15 protein-coding genes are annotated in these 20,268 nt (G+C 63.0%); 5 read left to right on the top strand and 10 right to left on the bottom strand.

Annotated elements, in window-relative coordinates:
- Positions 1-30: 30 nt before the first annotated feature.
- A complete protein-coding gene (pykF, locus tag AB5Y81_RS11425) occupies positions 31-1,443 on the bottom strand; it encodes a pyruvate kinase PykF (protein ID WP_019839755.1) in 1,413 nt (470 codons plus the stop codon).
- A 304-nt stretch (positions 1,444-1,747) separates the two neighbouring features.
- On the opposite strand from pykF, the gene AB5Y81_RS11430 reads away from it, so the two are divergent.
- Positions 1,748-1,972, top strand: a complete 225-nt coding sequence (locus AB5Y81_RS11430) for a hypothetical protein (RefSeq protein ID WP_368146666.1) — start codon at positions 1,748-1,750, stop codon at positions 1,970-1,972.
- Between the two features lie 58 nt (positions 1,973-2,030).
- On the opposite strand, the gene AB5Y81_RS11435 is transcribed toward AB5Y81_RS11430, so the two are convergent.
- From AB5Y81_RS11435 to rdgC, 4 genes are all read right to left on the bottom strand, one after another.
- Positions 2,031-3,212, bottom strand: a complete 1,182-nt coding sequence (locus tag AB5Y81_RS11435; RefSeq protein ID WP_213343820.1) for a M28 family metallopeptidase — start codon at positions 3,210-3,212, stop codon at positions 2,031-2,033.
- 399 nt (positions 3,213-3,611) lie between these two features.
- A complete protein-coding gene (gene ybaL, locus AB5Y81_RS11440) occupies positions 3,612-5,255 on the bottom strand; it encodes a YbaL family putative K(+) efflux transporter (RefSeq protein WP_010633310.1) in 1,644 nt (547 codons plus the stop codon).
- 386 nt (positions 5,256-5,641) lie between these two features.
- Positions 5,642-7,420, bottom strand: a complete 1,779-nt coding sequence (ggt, locus tag AB5Y81_RS11445; protein WP_279485470.1) for a gamma-glutamyltransferase — start codon at positions 7,418-7,420, stop codon at positions 5,642-5,644.
- A gap of 178 nt (positions 7,421-7,598) precedes the next feature.
- Complete coding sequence (gene rdgC, locus AB5Y81_RS11450) at positions 7,599-8,510, bottom strand: recombination-associated protein RdgC (RefSeq protein WP_005303149.1); 912 nt, start codon at positions 8,508-8,510, stop codon at positions 7,599-7,601.
- A gap of 180 nt (positions 8,511-8,690) precedes the next feature.
- On the opposite strand from rdgC, the gene AB5Y81_RS11455 reads away from it, so the two are divergent.
- The 3 genes from AB5Y81_RS11455 (at position 8,691) to AB5Y81_RS11465 (ending at position 14,200) form a co-directional block, all read left to right on the top strand.
- Positions 8,691-9,119: a GNAT family N-acetyltransferase gene (locus tag AB5Y81_RS11455; protein WP_005303147.1), complete on the top strand. Its 429-nt coding sequence runs from the start codon at positions 8,691-8,693 to the stop codon at positions 9,117-9,119.
- Positions 9,120-9,221: 102 nt separating this feature from the next.
- Entirely contained in the window at positions 9,222-10,448 is a 1,227-nt protein-coding gene (locus tag AB5Y81_RS11460; RefSeq protein ID WP_279485471.1) for an exonuclease SbcCD subunit D C-terminal domain-containing protein, read from the top strand.
- Complete coding sequence (locus AB5Y81_RS11465; RefSeq protein WP_279485473.1) at positions 10,445-14,200, top strand: AAA family ATPase; 3,756 nt, start codon at positions 10,445-10,447, stop codon at positions 14,198-14,200. Before AB5Y81_RS11460 ends, AB5Y81_RS11465 begins: the two co-directional genes overlap by 4 nt.
- An 83-nt stretch (positions 14,201-14,283) precedes the next feature.
- Here the strand turns inward: AB5Y81_RS11465 and AB5Y81_RS11470 are convergent, their stop codons facing one another.
- Complete coding sequence (locus AB5Y81_RS11470) at positions 14,284-14,829, bottom strand: cytochrome b (protein ID WP_019839760.1); 546 nt, start codon at positions 14,827-14,829, stop codon at positions 14,284-14,286.
- A 344-nt stretch (positions 14,830-15,173) separates the two neighbouring features.
- On the opposite strand from AB5Y81_RS11470, the gene AB5Y81_RS11475 reads away from it, so the two are divergent.
- Positions 15,174-16,136, top strand: coding sequence for a GGDEF domain-containing protein (locus AB5Y81_RS11475; protein WP_279485474.1), 963 nt, complete (start codon positions 15,174-15,176; stop codon positions 16,134-16,136).
- 78 nt (positions 16,137-16,214) lie between these two features.
- On the opposite strand, the gene crr is transcribed toward AB5Y81_RS11475, so the two are convergent.
- The 4 genes from crr to cysK form a co-directional block, all read right to left on the bottom strand.
- On the bottom strand, positions 16,215-16,724 hold the full coding sequence (crr, locus tag AB5Y81_RS11480) for a PTS glucose transporter subunit IIA (protein ID WP_005303134.1): 510 nt from the start codon (positions 16,722-16,724) through the stop codon (positions 16,215-16,217).
- A 43-nt stretch (positions 16,725-16,767) separates the two neighbouring features.
- A complete protein-coding gene (gene ptsI, locus AB5Y81_RS11485) occupies positions 16,768-18,495 on the bottom strand; it encodes a phosphoenolpyruvate-protein phosphotransferase PtsI (RefSeq protein WP_005303130.1) in 1,728 nt (575 codons plus the stop codon).
- A gap of 44 nt (positions 18,496-18,539) precedes the next feature.
- Positions 18,540-18,797, bottom strand: coding sequence for an HPr family phosphocarrier protein (locus AB5Y81_RS11490; RefSeq protein ID WP_005303128.1), 258 nt, complete (start codon positions 18,795-18,797; stop codon positions 18,540-18,542).
- Positions 18,798-19,239: 442 nt separating this feature from the next.
- A complete protein-coding gene (cysK, locus tag AB5Y81_RS11495) occupies positions 19,240-20,208 on the bottom strand; it encodes a cysteine synthase A (protein ID WP_005303122.1) in 969 nt (322 codons plus the stop codon).
- Positions 20,209-20,268: the final 60 nt, after the last annotated feature.

The raw sequence follows: 20,268 nt of genomic DNA on the forward strand, positions 1-20,268 counted from the left end.
GGGCGCCGTTTTCAGCTTGTTCAGTTCCGATTAAAGAACGTGAACAGAAGCGGTGTTGGTGGTGCCGCTCGGTACCAGGGCACCGGAGACCATGACAACCACGTCACCCTTCAGACCCATGCCGCTGGCCAGGGCCGCTTCTTTGCCGATGCGATAGAAATCGTCGGTGGAGGCGATGCTGTCAACCACGTGAGCAACCACACCCTTGGTCAGTACCAGCTGGGCTGCGGTCTTCTTGTTGGTGGTGATGGCCAGGATCCAGGCTTTCGGGAAGTACTTGCGGATGGCCTTGGCAGACTTGCCGCCTTCGGTGGCAACCACGATCAGCGGGGCGTCCAGCTTCTCGGAGGTCTCTACCGCGCCTTTACATACGGCCTCGGTGATGCGCAGCTTGTTGCTGTCGTTGGCAGCAGACAGGTTGGACGGCATCACGGCATCGGTACGCTCGCAGATGGTGGCCATGATGGTCACGGCTTCCAGCGGGTATTTGCCCTTGGCGGACTCACCGGACAGCATGACTGCGTCGGTACCGTCCAGGATGGCGTTGGCCACGTCGCCGGCTTCGGCGCGGGTCGGACGCGGGTTCTTGATCATGGAGTCCAGCATCTGGGTGGCGGTGATGACCACTTTGCGGGCTTTGTTGCACTTCTCGATGATCATCTTCTGGGCGAAGATAACTTCTTCAACCGGGATTTCGACACCCATGTCGCCACGAGCAACCATGATGCCGTCGGAGACAGCAAGGATTTCGTCGAAGTTGTCCAGGCCTTCCTGGTTTTCGATCTTGGAGATGATCTGGATGTTCTCGCCACCGTGGGCTTTCAGGTGCTCACGGATTTCCAGCACGTCTTCTTTCTTGCGAATGAAGGAGGCGGCAACGAAATCAACGCCTTGCTCGCAACCGAAGATCAGGTCGCGCTTGTCTTTCTCGGCCAGGGCCGGCAGCTTGATGGAGACGCCCGGCAGGTTGATGCCTTTGTTCTCGCCCAGATCGCCGTTGTTCAGTACTTTACAGACAACTTCGCGCTCGGTGATTTCGATGACGTCCAGACCGATCAGGCCGTCGTCAACCAGGATGCGGTTGCCGACGCGCAGGTCGTTGGCGAAACCGGCATAGGTCACGGCGACTTTGTCTTTGTTGCCAACCACGGTCTGGTCGGTGGTGAAGGTGAAGGTCTGGCCAGCGACCAGGGCCACGTCGTTGCCGCCTTCCAGCTTGATGGTACGGATTTCCGGACCCTTGGTGTCCAGCAGGATGGCTGCGTGCTTGCCGGTTTCGGCCATGACAGCGCGCAGGTTGCTGATGCGACCACCGTGCTCGGCGTAGTCGCCGTGGGAGAAGTTCAGGCGCATGACGTTCATGCCGGCGTCCAGCATCTTGGCCAGCATTTCTTTGGATTCGGTCTTGGGACCGATGGTGCAGACGATTTTGGTCTTTTTCATGTCAGTCTTCATGGTTAAGGAGTTTCCGCCGTGCAATATACACCAGTTTTTGGATACTTTTTATGATCCAGAAACAACGTTTTGACCAGATAACGTTTTCTTTTCAGGGATAACGTTTTCCTCCCGGCTACTTTTTAGGGCATAAATTAACTGGTCAGCGCAGATTTGGCATAAATGTCGCCATATGTATCTCTGCGCCGGCCCACCTCGTCAAATGTTGTAAAATGACGATCCCGTCCCTTCATCAAACCGTCATCGGTCCCCGACAAGAATAGACACTCTGCTGCCACCGGAGTGCTGCAAGATGGTCCCTTATCTGCTGCTGTTGTCCGTCGCCCTGCTGGGTGTGCAGGCCCTGCCCGCCAGCTGCTGGCCGGCCGATCCCGCTCCTCGCGATGGCACGCTGCGCGAGTTCGAGCGCCTTGAAAGGCTGCATGCGCAGGCCGCCACGGCCCACGCGCAGCAAGGCTTTCCGCGCCCCAATCCCCCGTTTGGCGGGGGCATCGAGAGCCCTGAGCGGCAGGTTTGAAAACAAGAGGGAGGCCTAGCCCCCTCTTGTGTTGGGTGCGTCACCGCGCCTTGGCGGCTCAGTTTATCTTGCCCATCTCGATGGCGAAGCTGGTGGCCAGCTGGGCAAACTTGAGGGCGTGGGCAGCCGAGGGATCCGAGTTCTGCAAGGTGTCCCGGGCGGTGTGGATGTTGGGGTTGTAGTCATTGAAGCGCGACTCGAACGGCATGGCGGCCGGGTAGCCCTGATTGTGCCAGGAGGCGTGATCCGAGCAGCCGTAACCGCAGCTGTCATAGCCGTAGCGGATCTGGGGCAGATAGGCGTCCAGCAGCTGGGCCAGATAGCCGGTCAGCCCCTGGTCGGTGTAGTCGGTCATGAAGACGATATCTTCCGCCGAGCCCTGGTAGTTGGTCATGTCCAGCTGCAGCGCCGCCAGCACCTTGGTGTTGGCCGCCTTGTAGCGGGTGGCGATGTCCTTGGAGCCGCGTAGCCCCACCTCTTCCGCCGCATAGCCGATGAACTGCAGGGTGCGCTCCGGCTGGCGGCCCTGCTCGGCGATGACCCGCAGCACCTCGGTCAGGGTGGCGATGCCGGAGGCATCGTCATCGGCCCCCGGCGCCAGGGTACGGCTGTTGGGGGCCGAGCCCGCGGTGGAGTCGAGATGACCGCCGAGTACCACCACTTCGTCCGGGTAGCGGCTGCCCTTGAGGGTCAGCACCACGGACTGCTGCGGATAGCCGCTGTGCTTGACCCGGCTGACGCTGGCCCAGGGCAGGGTCGCGCTCAGGGTCTGCCATTGGCCGGCCACCCAGTCCGCCGACTGCACCCCCGTGGTGGTGGTGTAGTAGCGGTTGCGCCAGCTGGCGAGCTGACTGATGGTGCCCACTATGTTGCCCTGATCCAGGTAGGGCAGCAGCCGGTTGACGCTGGCTCCCTGGGTCAGCGGCGGGGCGCTGAACAGGTTCTGACTGATGGGCTGGGCCATGCTCTGCAGGGCGTCGGCCAGGGTGCTGTGCACCACGTAGCCGCCGCAGCGCTGGTGACCTTCGTGCATCAGGTGGGAGAGGGTGCCGAGCTCGCTCGCCTCGATCTGGGCCAGCTGGATGGGGGCGCCGCTGGCGCTGAACAGGGGGGCCAGTTTGGCCTTCACCTGCTTGAGCTCGACGCCGCTGTCGGCACCGACCGTGATCCAGACGGGCTCGGCGGCCTGTACGGCGAGAGGCAGCAGGGGGAGCAAGAGGGCAGTCAACAAGGGTTTCATGGCGGATCCTTCCAGATTGGTTGTGGGCACATGTGCCAAATGGGTGTCATAAGACGACTGGCCCAGTCTAGCCAAGGAGGCTGAACGGCGAATTTGCCCATCTGGCGCGGCGTACCCCCAATCCGGTAGGGGTCGCTGCAGGATCTGCTGTCTACTGCGGGCCGGCGAGGGTGGCTGGCGGAGCTTTGTGCTGGTGAGGGGGATGTGCGCAGCGTGCTCGCGGCAGCAGCGGCGCTCGGCCCTGACCTGGGGGGCTGACAAAGGGAGTCAAACTATGCCATATCGGCGCGAAACGCCGGCGGGAATGGGTGAGGAGGGGCCTGGGTGCCCAAAAGCGCGGGTATACAAAGAGGCATAAAAAAGAGGGGCTGTGCCCCTCTTCTGCATCTGAATGCGGGTTCAGGCGGTCGCCTGAGCCAGCATGCCGAGGGCTATCTCCCGCTCCCCCATGATCACCTTGTCCGCCCCCTGCCTGGTGAGGAAGCTCACCTCGTCGTCGCTGTGGGCACGGGCGATCACCCGGATGGTCGGGTTGATGAGCCTGGCCTGGGCGATGGCCTCGCCGGCCTCAAAGCTGTTGGGGATGGCCACCAGCAGCCAGCTGGCGTCGGCGATGGCGGCGCGGCACAGCACCTCGTCATCGGCCACGTTGCCGTTGACGTGGGGAATGTCGGCCTGGCGCAGGCTCTCCAGCCGGTGCGGATCCTGCTCGATCACCACCAGCTCGCGCCCGGCCTGCTGCAGGCCGCTCACCAGCAGGCGGCCGACCCGGCCATAGCCCGCTAGTATGGTGTGGCCTTTCATCTCCACCGGCGGGCATGTGCACTCGGCCAGCACCTGGGTGTTGTCGGCGTCCGGCTGTTTCTCTAGGTAGCGCTCGACGGCGTTGAACACCAGAGGGTTGAGCATGATGGAGAGACTGGCACCCACCAGGATCAGGTCACGGGCTCCTTCCGGCACCAGTTTCAGCACTATGGCCAGCCCGATGAGGATGAAGGAGAACTCGCCGATCTGGGCCAGGCTGGCGGAGATGGTGAGGGCGGTGCGCTTGCTGTAGCGAAACAGCCGCACGATGGCGTAGGCCGCCGCCGACTTGCCGAACATGATGATGAACAGGGTGGCCAGCACCGCCAGCGGTTCGGTCAGCAGCACCGCCGGGTTGAACAGCATGCCCACCGAGACGAAGAACAGCACGGCGAAGGCGTCTTGCAGCGGCAGGGTGTTGTTAGCGGCGCGGTGGCTCAGCTCGGAGCGGTTCATGACGATGCCGGTGAAGAAGGCGCCAAGGGCGAAGGAGACGCCGAACAGCTTGACCGCGCCGAAGGCGATGCCAAGGGAGCAGGTCAGAACCGCCAGGGTGAACAGCTCGCGCGAGCCGGTGCTGGCGGTGTGGGTCAGCAGCCAGGGGATGAAGCGGCTGCCCACCACCATCATCAGCGCCACGAACAGGCTCACCTTGCCGAGGGTCCAGCCCAGATCCAGCGCTATGCTCTGCCAGCTCATGGCCTGCTCGCCGAACCGGATGTCGGCGATGATGGGCAGCATCACCAGCGCCAGCACCATCACCAGATCCTCGACGATGAGCCAGCCGATGGCGATGCGCCCCTGCAGGGTCTCCAGATTCTGGCGGCTCTCCAGCGCCCGCAGCAGCACCACGGTACTGGCGGTGGAGAGAGCGAGGCCGAACATCAGGCCGGCGATCGGATCCCACCCCAGCAGCGAGGCGAGCCCCATGCCGAGCAGGGTGGCGACCGCGATCTGGGCGATGGCGCCCGGGATGGCGATCCGCTTTACCGACATCAGATCGCGAAAGGAGAAGTGAAGCCCCACCCCGAACATCAGCAGGATCACCCCCAGCTCTGCCAGCTCGGGCACCAGCTTCATGTCGGCCACGTACCCCGGGGTGAAGGGGCCCGAGATGACGCCGGCCGCCAGATAGCCCACCATGGGGGAGATCTTGAGGCGCTGGGCCAGCATGCCGAGGATGTAGGCCAGCACGAAGCCGCCGACCAGAGTGGTAATCAGGGGAAGGGAGTGGTCCATGTCGTCACCTCGCTAATGGCAGTCAGGGGGCTACCAGATCACCGCGCGGGCGAAGAGGGCAGCTGTCAATGAGCAGGGGGCGAAAGAGACAGATGCTGGTCCCGTGCACGGGGCGTGTCTGAGGGACAACAGTTGCCGTTTCTGTTGAAAAATAATACGTTTTTGGCGTAAAGGCAATCTTTATCCACATTTAAAGGGATTTTTGAGATTAAAAGTGGATAAGTGTTACTTTTAAGGTGAGGGGCTCTATTTTTATTGACCTGGCTTGGCAGCATTAATCAATCGGTGATGATTTTTGTGGCCAGGGCGAGCGCAGCCTGGCCTCACAAAAAAAGCGGCCGACCGGCCGCTTCGTTGCATTGAGGGTTGGGTGCATACCTCTGGGCTCACTTACCCTTGGCGATCCCCTCCCGGCGCGGATCGGCGGCGCCCAGCCAGCCGCCGGCGTTGCGTTGCACCCCCTGCAGGCCCGAGGTCTGCTCGCTCAGCACCACCTCGTGCCCCTTCGCCTTGAGCGCCTCGACCACGGCGGTCGGGGTGCGGCCCGCCTCCAGCTCGGTGGGGCCGTTGCGACTGCCGAAGTTGGGCAGATTGATCGCCTGCTGCAGGTTGAGCCCCCAATCCTGGGTGCCCAACAGCGTCTTGCCCACGTAGTTGATGATGGCGGAGCCTCCCGGAGAGCCCAGGCTCATCTCCAGCTCGCCGCTGCTCTTGTCGAACACCAGCAGGGGGGACATGGAGGAGCGCGGTCGCTTGCCCGGCTCCACCCGGTTGGCCACCGGCAGCCCGGCGGCGTCCAGCGAGGTGAAGGAGAAGTCGGTGAGCTGGTTGTTGAGCAGGTAGCCGTTGACCATCAGCCGCGAGCCGAAGCCGTCCTCAATGGAGCTGGTCATGGAGACCGCCATCCCCGCCTTGTCGACGATGGAGACGTGGCTGGTGGAGGGTAGCTCAGGGGTCGCATCCTGGCCGCGAGCCGGCGCCAGCGGCGGGGTGCCCGCGTTGGCCAGCCCCATGGAGCGCTCGCCGATCAGGGCACCGCGCCGGGCCAGATAGTGCTTGTCGAGCAGGCCGCTGACGGGGACCGCCACATAGTCGCTGTCCGCCACGTACTGGTTGCGGTCGGCAAAGGCGAGCCGCGCCGCCTCGCTGTAGAGGTGGATCGCCTCGGCAGAGGCGGCCGGCTGGCCCTGTTCTCCAGGCACCGGCTTGAGGGCCGCCATGTCGCGACTCTCCAGCATGCCGAAGATCTGGCCAAGGGCAATGGTGCCGGACGAGGGGGACGGAAAGCCGCACACCCGGCTCTGGCGATAGTCAAAGCAGAGACCGTCGCGCAGCTTGGCGCGGTAGCTGGCCAGATCGACGGCGCTCAGCACCCCGGGGTTGGTCGGGTGGGCGTGCACCTTGGCCACCATGGCCTCGGCCAGCGGGCCGCGATAGAAGGCGTCCGGCCCCTCGCTTGCCAGGGTACGCAGCACCTTGGCCAGGGCCGGGTTGGTCAGCCGGCTGCCCGCCGCTCTGGGGCTGCCGTCGGCCTGATAGAAGTAGGCCCGCGCATCCGGGTCTTTTGCAAGATAGGGATCCTTGGTCAGCAGCGCGGCCAGCCGCGGGCTTATCACGAATCCCTGCTCCGCGAGGGTGATGGCGGGCTCGAACAAGCTGGCCCAGGGCAGCTTGCCGTAACGCTGGTGGGCCAGCGCCAGTGCCCGCACCGTGCCGGGGGCGCCCACCGAGCGCCCGCCCACCACGCCGTCGTAGAAGGCCATCGGCTTGCCATCCTTCATGAACAGCTGATCGGTGGCGGCGGTGGGGGCCGTCTCGCGACCATCCACGGCGGCTACCTGTTTGCCGTCCCACACCAGCATGAGGGAGCCACCGCCGATGCCGGAGGATTGCGGCTCCACCAGGGTCAGCACCAGCTGCACCGCGATGGCGGCATCCACCGCACTGCCGCCGGCCTGGATCATCTGGTAGCCCGCCTCCACCGCCAGCGGGTTGGCGGCAGCCACCATGAAGTCGTGACCCTGCCAGCCCTGCTTCTCTTGCCAGCCGCTGGCGGCCTCCGGCGCGATCAGGGTGTGGGCGGGGGGCGTTTGCGGGCTCTGCTGAGCGGCGCAGCCGGCCAGCAGAGCGAGGGCGATGGCCAGCCCCAGCGGTTTGCGCAACATGACACTCTCCTTGTCTGTTTTATGAGCATGAAGGGCGACTATGTCACGATTGGCGCTAATGACTCAAGTTGTCGAATCAGATCAACAAGTTACTCATCTATCAACAAGTCGTACCGGCGCCCGCCCATAAAAAAACCGCCCGGAGGCGGTTTTTTGCAATCAGGCTGAGCCATTTCGCTTAGATGGACTGCTCTTCACCGCCCAGGGCGGCGAACAGGGCCGGGATGAACTGGGCCAGCTCGGCGGTGACCAGGGCGAAGTCGGCATCCAGACGGGCGGCCGGATCTTCGCTGGTGACGTCGTCGTTCTGCTCGCGCAGCTCTTCGCTGAATTTGAGGCGCTTGATGGAGAGGTCATCCCCTAGCACGAAGCTCAGGGTCTCGCCCCAGTTGAGGGCCAGTTTGGTCACCAGCTTGTCGTTGGCCAGGTGGTTCTTGATCTCGTCGCTCATCAGATCCTGCTGCTTGCAGCGGATGATGCCACCGTGCTCCATGGCGCTGCGCAGCTCGGCCTCGTCCTCCAGGGTGAAGGAGGCGGGCAGGTTGCCCTCGTTCAGCCACTCGGTCATGGTGATCTCGGGCGGGTTCTTGAGGGCCACCGGCACCACCGGCAGGGTGCCGATGGACTTGCGCAGCAGAGCCAGCAGATCGTCCGCCTTCTTGGCGGAGCCCGCGTCGACCACCATCAGGTTGTCGGCCGGGTTGATCCAGGCGAAGGTCTGGCTGGTGCGGCTGAAGGCGCGCGGCAGCAGGGTGTGCATGATCTCTTCCTTGAGCGCTTCCTTCTCTTTCTTCTTGAGGGCGCGGCCCTGTTCGAACTCGATCGCCTCTACCTTCTCCGCCAGCATCTCCTTGACCACGGTGCCGGGCAGCATCTTCTCTTCCTTGCGAGCGCACAGCAGGATGTGGCCGGCGGCGGAGTGGGTCAGGGTGGAGCCGAATTTGCCAAGGGGCTTGACCCACCCGAACCGGGAGATGTCCTGGCTGCCGCACGGGGTGAAGGCACAGGCTTCCAGCTGGGTTTCCAGCTGCTCGACGGTCAGCTCGAAGGGGCGGGTAAAGCGATAAATCTGCAGGTTTTTAAACCACATGGCGTCCTCGGTCTCATAGATTGTCCGGCGGGCATTGTACTAGAGAGGCGCTTTGTGATCAGCCAATCATTCTTGCTAAATAAAGGGCGATCGACTTCACAGGGAGTCATATCCGTCCCCAAAGCCGTCATCAAACTCCCCTAGACTGCGGATGTTAAGGTTGTTAACAAGGATACCAATATGCTGAGGGCGAGTCGGTCCGACGACATGGACGAGATCGTCGAGATCTGGTTGCTGGCCTCCCTGCAGGCCCATGATTTTGTCGATGCTTCCTGCTGGTGGCAGGCGCAGGAAGATCTGCGCACCCGCTATCTCGAGCGCGCCCGCATCTGGGTGTTCGAGGAGCGCGGCGAGCTGCTCGGCTTCATGGCGCTGGTGGATGACTACCTGGCTGCCCTGTTCGTGCGCCCCGACCGCCAGGGGCGGGGGGTGGGTCATGCCCTGCTGCAGGAGGCCAAGTCCAAGGGGGCCAGGCTGCATGCCCGGGTCTTCGTGGAAAACGATCAGGCGGTGCGCTTCTATCGTCGCCACGGTTTCGTGATCGAGGGGGAGCTGGCCGACCCGCTCACCGGTCATCCCCAGTACCAGATGTGCTGTGAGCCCGCCTGAATCTGACGCCAGCACCCGGTCCGGCTTGAAAAAAGGGAGGCATATCCTCATCTTGTCTGCATCGGGTGCTGCTGGCACCACCTCCATACGAGCCGTTTTTTCATGAAGATCCTGCATACCGCCGACTGGCACCTTGGCCACCAACTCCATGGCCATGACCGCCGTTTTGAACACGATGCCTTTCTCGACTGGCTGGCCGACACCATCAAGAGCCGTGACATCGACGCCCTGCTGGTGGCGGGCGATCTGTTTGACACCGCCAACCCCCCCGCCAGCGCCTGGCAGCAGCTCTACCGTTTTCTGGCCAGGCTGCGCGCCGAGCACCCGGCACTGGAGATGGTGCTGATCGGCGGCAACCACGACTCCCCCTCCAAGCTGGATGCTCCCCACGAGCTGCTGCGCGCTTTCGACCTGCATCTGGTGGGCAGCATCAGCCGGGACGACGAGGGGCGCCTCGAGACCGAGCGCCTGCTGGTGCCGCTACGAGGCAAAAACGGCGAGGTGGCCGCCTGGTGCGCCGCCGTGCCGTTTCTGCGCAGCAGCGATCTGCGCCCGGACGGGCTCAGCGAGGGGCAGGACAGACTCATCGAAGGGGTGCGCCAGGTCTATGAGGCGGTGCTGAGCGAGGGGCGGGCGCGCTGCAATCCGGATCAGGCCCTCATCGCCATGGGCCACGCCTATCTGGCGGCGGGCCAGCTCTCCGAGCTCTCCGAGCGGCGAGTGCTTGGTGGCAACCAGCACGCCCTGCCTGCCGAGCTGTTTGCCGCCGCCGATTACACGGCGCTGGGCCACCTGCACCTGGCCCAGAGTCCGGCCGATGGGGTGCACTACAGCGGCTCGCCGCTGCCGCTCTCGCTGGCCGAGTCGAACTACAACCATCAGGTGCTGGAGGTGACGTTTGAGGGGGGCAAGCTGGCCCGCCTTGAGCGGATCCCGGTGCCCCGCGCGGTGGAGATGATCCGGCTGCCCCAGAGCGGCCTCGACGAGGCGCTCCAGGCCATCGAGGCGCTGGCGCTGCCCGCTTGCCCGCAGCAGGCGCAGCCCTTCCTCGAGGTGCGGCTGCTGCTGCCCAAACCCGAGGCCCGCATCCGCGAGCGCGTGCTGGCCGCCATCGGCGACAAGCCGGTGCGCCTGGCCCGCATCACGACCAGCTATCAGGGCTCGGGCCAGGGGCTGGCGGACGGTGCCGGCCAGCGCCGGCTCGATGAGCTCTCCCCCACAGAAGTGTTCCGCCTCTGCTATCAGCGTCAGTTTGACGGAGAGCCGGAGGCCGAGCTGGTGGCGTCGTTTGAAGAGATCCTGGAGCAGGTGAAGGAGGCCAATGCATGAAAATCTTGTCGCTGTCAGGGGAGAATCTGGCCAGCCTGACCGGTCAATTCACCATCGATTTTGCCGGTGGTGCCCTGGGGTCCGCCGGCCTGTTTGCCATCACCGGCAATACTGGCGCCGGCAAGAGCACCCTGCTCGATGCCATCTGTCTGGCGCTCTACGACGAGATGCCGCGCTTTATCGCCAATCGCAAGAACGTCGCCGAAGTGGGCCGCATGGATGACGAGGAGAAGCTCAAGGCCAACGACGTGCGCGGTATCCTCAGCCGCGGTCACGCCAGCGGTTTTGCCGAGGTGCAGTTTCGCGGCTGCGACGGCCGGGTCTGGCTGGCCCGCTGGGCGGTGCGCCGGGCCCGCAACCGCGCCGAGGGGCGCTTTCAGGCTCAGGAGCGCAGCCTGACCGACGTGGCGTCGGGCCAGGTGTTCAGTGGCAGCAAGCGGGAGCTGCAGGATCGCATCGACGAGCTGGTGGGGCTCTCCTGGGAGCAGTTTCGCCGCGCCGTCATCCTGCCGCAGGGGGAGTTTGCCGCCTTCCTCAAATCGAGCGCCGACGAGCGTTCGGCCCTGCTCGAACGGATGACCGGCACCGAGCTCTATTCCGCCATTTCGGTCCAGACCCATGAGCGGGCGCGGGAGGAGCAGCAGAAGCTCGCCGCCATCAGTCAGCGGCTCGGCGACGTGGCGCTGATGGACGAGGCGACCCGCGAGCAGTGGGTGAGCCAGCAGGTCAGCCTCGCCACCAGCCTCAAACACGAGCAGCAACAACAGCAACTGATGCAGGATTTGCGCGACCTCAACGGCCGCATCGCCGCCCAGTTGCAGGCCTGTGAGGAGGGGGAGGCGGCCCTTGCCGCCGCAGAGGTGGCCCACGGTGCGGCCGCCCCCGAGCGCGAGGAATTCGCCCGCGCCGAGCAGGCCCAGGTGGCCCGCGCCGATCACGACGAGCTGGCTCGCCTTACCCTGGAGGTGCAGCAGCAGGAGAAACTGCTGGCCGAGCTCGGTCCCGAGCTTGGCAAGCTGGAGGAGCAGACCCAGCAGAGCGCCCTCACCGAGCAGCAGCTGCTGGCGGAGAAGATCGCCGCCGAGCGCGAGTGGGGCGCCCTGCAGCCCGAGCTCAAGCGGGCGCAGGAGCTCGATACCCGCATTCGGGAAAAGCAGCAGCAACTGCAGAAGATCCAGCAGGAGGGAACGCAGGAGCGGGAGGTGCAGCTCACCCTGGAGCAAGGCTGGCACCAGCAGCGCCAGCAGGTGGAGCAGCTCAAGGCCCAGCACCAGCAGTGGGGCTCCTGGCTTGAGGAGCACAAGGAGCTGGCGCCGGTGGCCCGCCAATGGCAGCCCCTGCTCACCGCCATGCAGGATTGGGCCGAAGATGCCGGCAGGCTGCAGCAACTGCTCACCCTGCGTGAGCACAAGCTGCGCGCCCTCAGGCAGTTGCAGCACCAGCTGGAGCAAGGGCAGCAGGAGCGCGACTACTGGCAGCGCGAGCAGGAGCGGCTGCAGCAACAGCAGCACGAGCTGCAGGAGCAGCAGTGGGAGGGGCGCCTGGCCAAGGCGCAGGAGCAGTGGCAGCAGCAGACCGAACAGCTGGGTCAGCTGCGCCAGCTGCTGGAGCTGGCCGACTATGGCCGCAATCACGGTGAGCAGCATGGTCGCCTGCAGCAAGAGATAGCCCAGCTGGAGCAGGCGCTCGGCAAGCTGGCCATCCTCGGCGACGAGCTGGCGCCGGCTCGTGAGCGGCTCGCCCTGCAGCGGGACGAGGCACGCCACGCGCTGGAGCAGTCCCGTGCCATCGCCAGCTTCGAGCAGCATCGACACATCCTGCGCGACGGTGAACCTTGCCCGCTGTGCGGTGCCGAGGAGCACCCCTATCACCAGAGCCAGCCGCAGGTGGCGGGCATTCTGGGCCAGCTGGCGGAGCGCGCCCGCAGCCTGGAGCTCGAGTGGGAGCGGCTCAATCACCAATACATCCAGTGCGAGAGCGAGCGCCAGGAGCTGGCTCGCCAGCTGGCGGTGCGCCAGCAGCATCTGCCTGAGCTGGAGACGCGCGCCGAGCAGCTGACCTTGCGCTGGCAACAGCTGGGGGGCGATACCCTGCTCGGCCATCCGCTGCCGCTAGGTCAGAGCCCAATCGAGTGGAATGAATTGATGAATACCCTGCTGGGCCGTGGCCAGAGCCTGGAGCAGGGGCTGGCCCGTAGCCAGCAGCAACTGCGCGAGGCCCAGCAGGGGCAGCAGCAGTTGCAGGCGGTGCGCCAGCAGTTGAGCCAGCTGGCCAGCCAGCACCAGCAGTTCGAGCAGCAGTGGCAGGAGGCCGACCGCCAGCGCATCGCCCTGGAGGGGGAGGTGAAGGCGATGAGCGAGCAGGAGGCGACCCTGCGCCAGCGCCTCGAGCAGGGGGGCAACCGGCTCGACGAGCAGATGGGGGGCCAGCCCTGGCGCCAGTGGCTCGGCAGCCAGCAGTGGCTCGAGTGGCAGCGGGCCTGCGAGGCCTGGCTGCATGGCCAGAGCGAGTGGGAGCGGTTGGCCGGCGAGATTGCCAGCCTGACCCCGGCCCTGAGCGCCCAGGAGGCGCGCCTGCAGACCCAGCGCGAGCTGCTGCACAAGCTCGAGCGCGACTACAAGGAGCATGAACAGCAACGGCAGGGTCTGGTCACCAGCCGCGCCACCTGTCTGGGGGGCGAGGAGATAGCCCTGGTCGAGAGCCGCTGGCAGCAGCGGCTGCAGCAGCTGGCCAGCGAGCTGGAGATGATGCAGGGGGCGGCCCGCGCCCTGCGTGAGCGCCAGACCGAGCTCAAGGCCCGTCTCAACCATCTGGAGCAGGAGAAGCAGGTGAGCAGCCGGCGGCGGCGGGAGGTGCTGGGGCGCTGGGCTGCCCACGCCAGCAGCCTCGGCATTGCCGAATATGACCTGCGCCGCCTGCTGGCCATGAGCCCGGATGAGCTCAAGGCGCGCCGCGCCGCCTTGCAGGCGCTGGAGGATGCCCGCGCCGAGGCGCGTACCCGTTTGACCGAGCGGCAGCGGGCGCTGGCGCTGGAGGAGAGCAAGCGGGATCGTTACCGCGAGCATCACCCCGAGCTGGCAGCGCTGGCGCCAGAGGAGCTCGACAGCCGGCTGACGGCGCTGGAGGCGCACTGCCGTGCCCTCGACGAGCAGCTGTTCCAGTGCAAGAGCACGCTGGCCCAGGCCGAGGCGGCTGCCCTCAAGGCAGGCACCCTGCAGGAGGAGCTGGCCGCCCAGCAGGCGGTGGCGGATCACTGGCAGCGACTCTCCGATCTTATCGGCTCGGCCAGCGGCGCCAAGCTGCGTACCTTCGCCCAGAGCCTCACCCTGGAGCGGTTGCTGCTGGAGGCCAACGCCCAGCTTGCCGAGCTCTCCCCCCGCTATCGGCTGGAGCGGGTGCCCGGCACCGATCTGGCACTGCAGGTGGTGGATCTCGACATGGGGGACGAGGTGCGCTCGGTGGACTCCCTCTCCGGCGGCGAGAGCTTCCTGGTGTCGCTGGCGCTGGCGCTGGCCCTCTCCAGCCTGTCGTCGCGCCAGACCCAGGTCGAATCGCTCTTTATCGACGAGGGCTTCGGCACCCTGGATCCCGACAGCCTGGATCTGGCGCTCTCAAGCCTGGACTCCCTGCAGGCGGCCGGCCGCCAGATCGGGGTCATTTCCCACGTGCAGACCCTGGTGGAGCGGATCGGCGTGCAGGTGAGGGTGGAGGCTCTCGGCGGCGGCGAAAGCCGGGTGGTGCTGCCTGGCTGATGGTGTGTCATACCTCACCATCCATGAACAAGAAGGCCCCTGTCAAAGGGGCCTTCTTGTTGGTGTGCAACCCGTCTCGCTGGCTATTTGCGCTCGGGCAGCATATTGGTCAGGGTGTTGTCCTTGAGTACGTGGTGGTGGTAGATGGATGCCGCCGCGTGCAGGGCAATCAGGGCATAGCCAATGTTGGCCAGCGTCTCGTGCAGCTCCTTGATGGTGCCCTTCAGGCCGTCGTCGGGGGCGATGAGGGCGGGAAGCTCAAGGCCGAAGAAGGGGATGGGCTTGCCACCCGCGCTCAGCAGCAGCCAGCCCAGCAGCGGGGTGAGGATCAGGAAGCCATAGAGCGCCAGGTGGGCGAGCTTGGCCAGCTTGAGCATCAGGGGGGAGAGCTCGGGCACGATGCGCGGTGAGGGGCTGCTCGCACGCACCAGCAGACGCACCACCACCAGCGCCAGGATCAGCAGGCCCACCATGAAGTGAAACTCCTTCATCAGGTCGCGGCCGACCGACCCTTTGGGGAAAATGTCCCTGAACTCCATCAGCGCATAGACGGCGATCATCAGCAGCAGGGTCAACCAGTGCAGCCCTATGCTCAGGCTGCCATAACGTTGTTCGGTATTTTTCAACATGTTCGTATCCTTCTCGGGGCTTGCATTGCATCACGGGTGGTCTCATCGGGTGGGCGTCCTGCCTCCGGGCCACTTTTTCCATGTTACTGCGAAGATGTGTCAAAACCTTGATCTCTGTGTGTTTTTAACATGTTATTTGTAACAGGCCGGCAGCGCGCCGGTCGAAGAACTGGTTTCGCTCATCCAGGAGAGGCTGTCAGGGTGGCGAACGGCTGATGCAAAGCCGCAGAGCAGGGTGTGTTGCGGCCGGGAACCGGGCACCCAGCCCAGTTCAATGAGGGCTTTACCCCTCTTCTCTCCTCATTTACCTTTAATAAAATCCTCAACAGGTGAAGGGAATTACCTTGACCATCACAGATCCCGTGATCCTGACCGAGCTGCAGCAGATCCTGTTTCGCTCCTTCGACGTGATCCCGTTTCCTATCCTGATCTCGGAATCGGCCTGCAGCGAGACGCTGGACAGCATCCCCACCCGGCTGTCGGAGATCCCCGCCCGCCATCACAGGTTCCTGAACCGGGCTTTCGTGACGCAACTGGGTTACGACCTGACGGATCTGCCCGACATGGCCAGCTGGTTTGCCACCGTCTATCGCGACGAGGAGAGCCGGGCGCTGGCCATCTCGCGTTGGAACCAGGCGGTGATGAGCAGCCTGGCAAGCGGGGCTGCGGTGGCCGAGATGAATGCCCTGCTTTACTGCAAGAACGGCCAGCAGCGCTGGTTTACCATCACGGCCCAGTTGAAAGCCGATGCCATGCCGGGCTGGCACATAGTGACCCTGCGCGACATTCACGATCTGCACTGCATGATAGAGGAGGTGAGCCGGATTTCCTGCACCGATCCGCTGACCGAGCTCGGCAACCGGCGTGCCGCCGGGCAGCAGTTGCAGGCGCTCTGGCTGCAGGGAGAACCCTTCTCGGTGATCCTGGGCGACATCGATCACTTCAAGCAGATCAATGATCGCTACGGGCATCCCGCCGGGGATGTGGCGCTGTGCGAGGTGGCCCGCATCATGACCGGCCAGCTGCGAGCCGGTGAGCACCTGGCCCGCTGGGGCGGAGAGGAGTTCTTGCTGATCCTGCCCGGGGTGGATGCTGAGCTTGTGGTTGAGCGGGCCGAGCAGTTGCGCCGGCAGTTTGTCGGCCATGTGGTCGCGTGGGAGGGGCAGAACTTCTCCCTGACGATGAGCCTGGGCTGTGCCACCCGAAGCGAGGGCCAGAGCAGCGACAGCCTGCTGCAGGTGGCTGACAAGGCGCTCTATCAGGCCAAGAGCAACGGGCGCAACCAGGTGGTCTTCGGCAAGGAGTAGCTGGAAGGCGCCCATAAAAAAACCGAAGCCTGGGCTTCGGTTTTTTGTTGCAGCGATGGGCGTTCGGCCCATGCAGCCTTATTTCTTGATGCGGATCACTGGGGTCTCGCCCACGGTCACGGCACCCGTCATCTTCACCAGCTCTTTGATCTCGTCCATGTTGGAGATGACCACCGGAGTCAGGGTAGATTTGGCTTTGGCTTCCAGAACGGCCAGATCGAACTCGATGATGGTGTCACCGCGCTTGACCTGTTGACCTTCCTGGGCGATGCGCTTGAAGCCTTCGCCTTTCAGCTCAACGGTGTCGATACCGAAGTGAACGAACAGCTCGATACCAGAGTCGGATTCCAGCGAGAACGCGTGGTTGGTCTCGAAGATCTTGCCGATGGTGCCGTCGCACGGAGCAACCATCTTGTTGCCGGCCGGCTTGATGGCGATGCCGTCACCGACGATCTTCTCGGCGAAGACCACGTCGGGCACATCTTCGATCGGTACGATTTCGCCTGACAGCGGGGCAAAAATTTCGATGCCGCCGGTATCAGAGCTGTCATCGGAAACCAGTTTCTTCAGTTTATCAAACAGACCCATAGTAAAAGCTCCTAGAGATGATTGTCGCTGTTTGCAGCCGATCTTAGCAGACTGCCTTCTGCTTAATAAAGTTATCTACACAGGCTTCGATTTCGGCGGCGGTGGCAAAGCTCAGCGCTTGATCAGCCATGGCCTTCACATCTTCGAAGTTGGTGTTGCGGATAAGCTTCTTGATACGCGGTACAGAGATGGCGCTCATGGAGAACTCATCCAGACCCATACCCAGCAGCAGCAGGGTGGCACGCTCGTCACCAGCCAGTTCACCACACATACCGGTCCACTTGCCTTCGGCGTGGGATGCATCGATAACCATCTTGATCAGGGTCAGGACGGAGGGTGACAGCGGGTTGTACATGGCGGAAATCATCTCGTTACCACGGTCGACGGCCAGGGTGTACTGGGTCAAATCGTTGGTACCGATACTGAAGAAATCCACTTCCTTGGCCAGATGATGAGCCATCACGGCAGCAGCCGGGGTCTCGATCATGATACCCACTTCGATGGATTCATCAAAGGCTTTGCCTTCGGCACGCAGCTCGGCTTTCAGCGTCTCTACGGTGGCCTTGAGGCTGCGGAACTCTTCGACGGAGATGATCATCGGGAACATGATGCGCAGTTTGCCGAAGGCAGACGCACGCAGGATGGCCCGCAGCTGGGCGTGCATGATGTCGGCGCGATCGAAGAAGATCCGCACGGCACGCCAGCCCAGGAAGGGGTTCATCTCTTTCGGGAAATTCATGTAGGGCAGTTCTTTGTCGCCGCCGATGTCCATGGTGCGCACGATGATCGGCTGATCCGGCATCGCTTCGGCCACTTCTTTGTAGGCTTTGAACTGCTCGTCTTCGGTCGGCAGCGCGTCACGGTCCATGAACAGGAACTCGGTACGGTACAGACCCACGCCTTCGGCGCCGTTGCGGATGGCACCCTCGGTATCCTTGACGGTACCTATGTTGGCGCACACTTCGACCTGATGGCCATCCAGGGTGATGGCAGGCAGATCTTTCAGCTTGGCCAGTTCGTCTTTTTCGGCCTGGAACTGGGCCTGGATCTCTTTGAACTTGGCCAGCTGTTCGGCAGTCGGGTTGAGGACGATCTGGTTGTTGATCGCGTCCAGCACCAGCACGTCACCATTCTTGACGCGCTCGGTGATGTCGTTGGTGCCCACGATGGCCGGCAGCTCCAGGGAGCGGGCCATGATGGAGGTGTGGGAAGTACGGCCACCGATGTCGGTGACAAAACCCAGCACGTATTTCAGGTTGATCTGAGCGGTTTCGGACGGGGTCAGGTCTTTGGCGACCAGGATCACCTCTTCGTCGATGGTGCTCAGGTTGACAACGGCGATGCCCAGTACGTTCTTGACCAGACGGGTGCCGATGTCACGGAAGTCGGTGGCGCGCTCGCGCAGATAGGGGTCATCCAGCTCGGCCATCATCTTCGCGTACTGCTCGATGACCTCGTAGATGGCCTTGTCAGCGGTGGCCTTGTTGTCTTTGATGAAGGATCTGATATCCCCTTCCAGCTCTTCATCTTCGAGCAGCATGATGTGGCCTTCGAAGATGGCCTCTTTTTCTTCACCGAAGGTGCGACCGGCCATCTCTTTGATGGCTTCCAGCTGTGCGGCTGACTTGGTGCGGGCTTCGAGGAAGCGGTTGATTTCGGCATCAATCTGTTCGGCAGCGATTTTGCCCTGATTGATAACGATTTCATCTTCTTTCAGAAGAAGCGCCTTGCCGAATGCGATACCGGGGGACGCAAGAATGCCAGATATCATAATCCTTCCTATTAAAACGACTGTGGGGGAGGAATAAAGCTGGATTACTCCAGCTCGTCCATCAGGGCAACCAGCTTCTCAACGGCTTTCTGAGCGTCCGGGCCGTCGGCCTGGATGGTCACGTTGGTGCCTTTGGTCAGGCCCAGAGTCTGCAGCTTGAACAGGCTCTTGGCGCTGGCGGATTTGCCACCGGAGACCACAGTGATCTCGCTTTGGAATTCTTTGGCTTCTTTCACAAACTGAGCTGCCGGACGGGTGTGCAGGCCGTTTTCAGCAGTAATAACAACAGACTTCTCGTACATGGTTTCACCCCATATTATTGATATTTTTTGGTGTGAGGGATGCTTTTGACGCTTCCTTCTCGCACCGTGTCAGTATGGATATGTTGTAAAGTAACGAAATCAGACCTGCAATGGTTTAATCCAGGTCAATTTTCTGTGCAGTATTCGGTGTCTGCCTCAACTCTTTTCCGTTATCGCGCTACAAGCCGCGTCAATGCTGGCCTGAAATTATTTTATAACGAAAAATAACACTTTGTTACTTTGTGATACCTAGTCGGCAAACACCTCGTGACGCGGCACAGGATATGAGATTTATCACAGAATGTCTGCTTTTTTCGTCACTGGTTTGCTTGTTATTTTACCCCGAAAAATAAGGGGTCGACTGGCGCTGCCAAGTGCTCAGTCTAGCCCATAAAGAAACGGCGCTCCTGGGAGCGCCGTTGTTTTGAAATAATCCGATCACTTATTGCTGCAGCTCTTGTTCGCTGAACACCCCGGCAAACAGGGCGCTGGAGAGGTAGCGCTCGGCAGCGCTCGGCAGGATGACCACTATGGTCTTGCCTTCAAACTCCGGCAGCTCGGCCAGCCGGGCTGCGGCCACCACGGCGGCACCTGAGCTGATGCCGGCCAGAATGCCTTCCTCTTCCATCAGGCGGCGCGCCATTTCAATGGCGTCATCGCTGCTTACCTGCTCGACACGATCCAGCAGGGTGAGGTCCAGGTTGCCCGGGATGAAGCCGGCACCAATACCCTGGATCTTGTGGGGGCCCGGTTTGATTTCAAGACCGGCCAGACGCTGGCTGATCACCGGCGATTCGCTCGGTTCGACGGCAACGGAGACCACTGCCTTGCCCTTGGTCTGTTTCAGGTAGCGGGAGACACCGGTAATGGTGCCGCCGGTACCGACGCCGGCCACGAACACATCCACGTCACCATCGGTGGCATCCCAGATCTCGGGACCAGTGGTCTTCTCGTGGATTTCCGGGTTGGCCGGGTTTTCAAACTGTTGCAGCAGCACGTATTTGCCGGGCTCGGACTCGAGGATCTCGTTGGCCTTGGCAATGGCCCCCTTCATGCCGAGCGGCCCTTCGGTCAGCACCAGGTTGGCACCGAGTGCCTTGAGCAGCTTGCGGCGTTCCAGGCTCATGGTGGCCGGCATGGTCAATGTGATGGGATAGCCACGGGCGGCGGCCACGAAGGCCAGAGCAATACCCGTGTTGCCGCTGGTGGGTTCGATGATCTCCTTGCCCTTGGTCAGAACGCCGCGCTTCTCGGCATCCCAGATCAGGTTGGCGCCGATACGGCACTTGACGCTGAAGCTCGGGTTTCGGCTCTCAATCTTGGCCAGCACGCGGCCCTTGGTAACACGGTTGAGACGAACCAGAGGGGTGTGACCTATGGTCTGGCTGTTGTCCTCAAAAATTTTGCTCATGGTGCTATCCCTGTTTGTTACGGCGATGAAACAAGATTACCCTGTGGTTTCTGAATGAGA

Origin of the sequence: Aeromonas sp. s2 (genome assembly GCF_040907935.1) — a bacterium.
Classification (GTDB): Bacteria; Pseudomonadota; Gammaproteobacteria; order Enterobacterales; family Aeromonadaceae; genus Aeromonas; species Aeromonas dhakensis.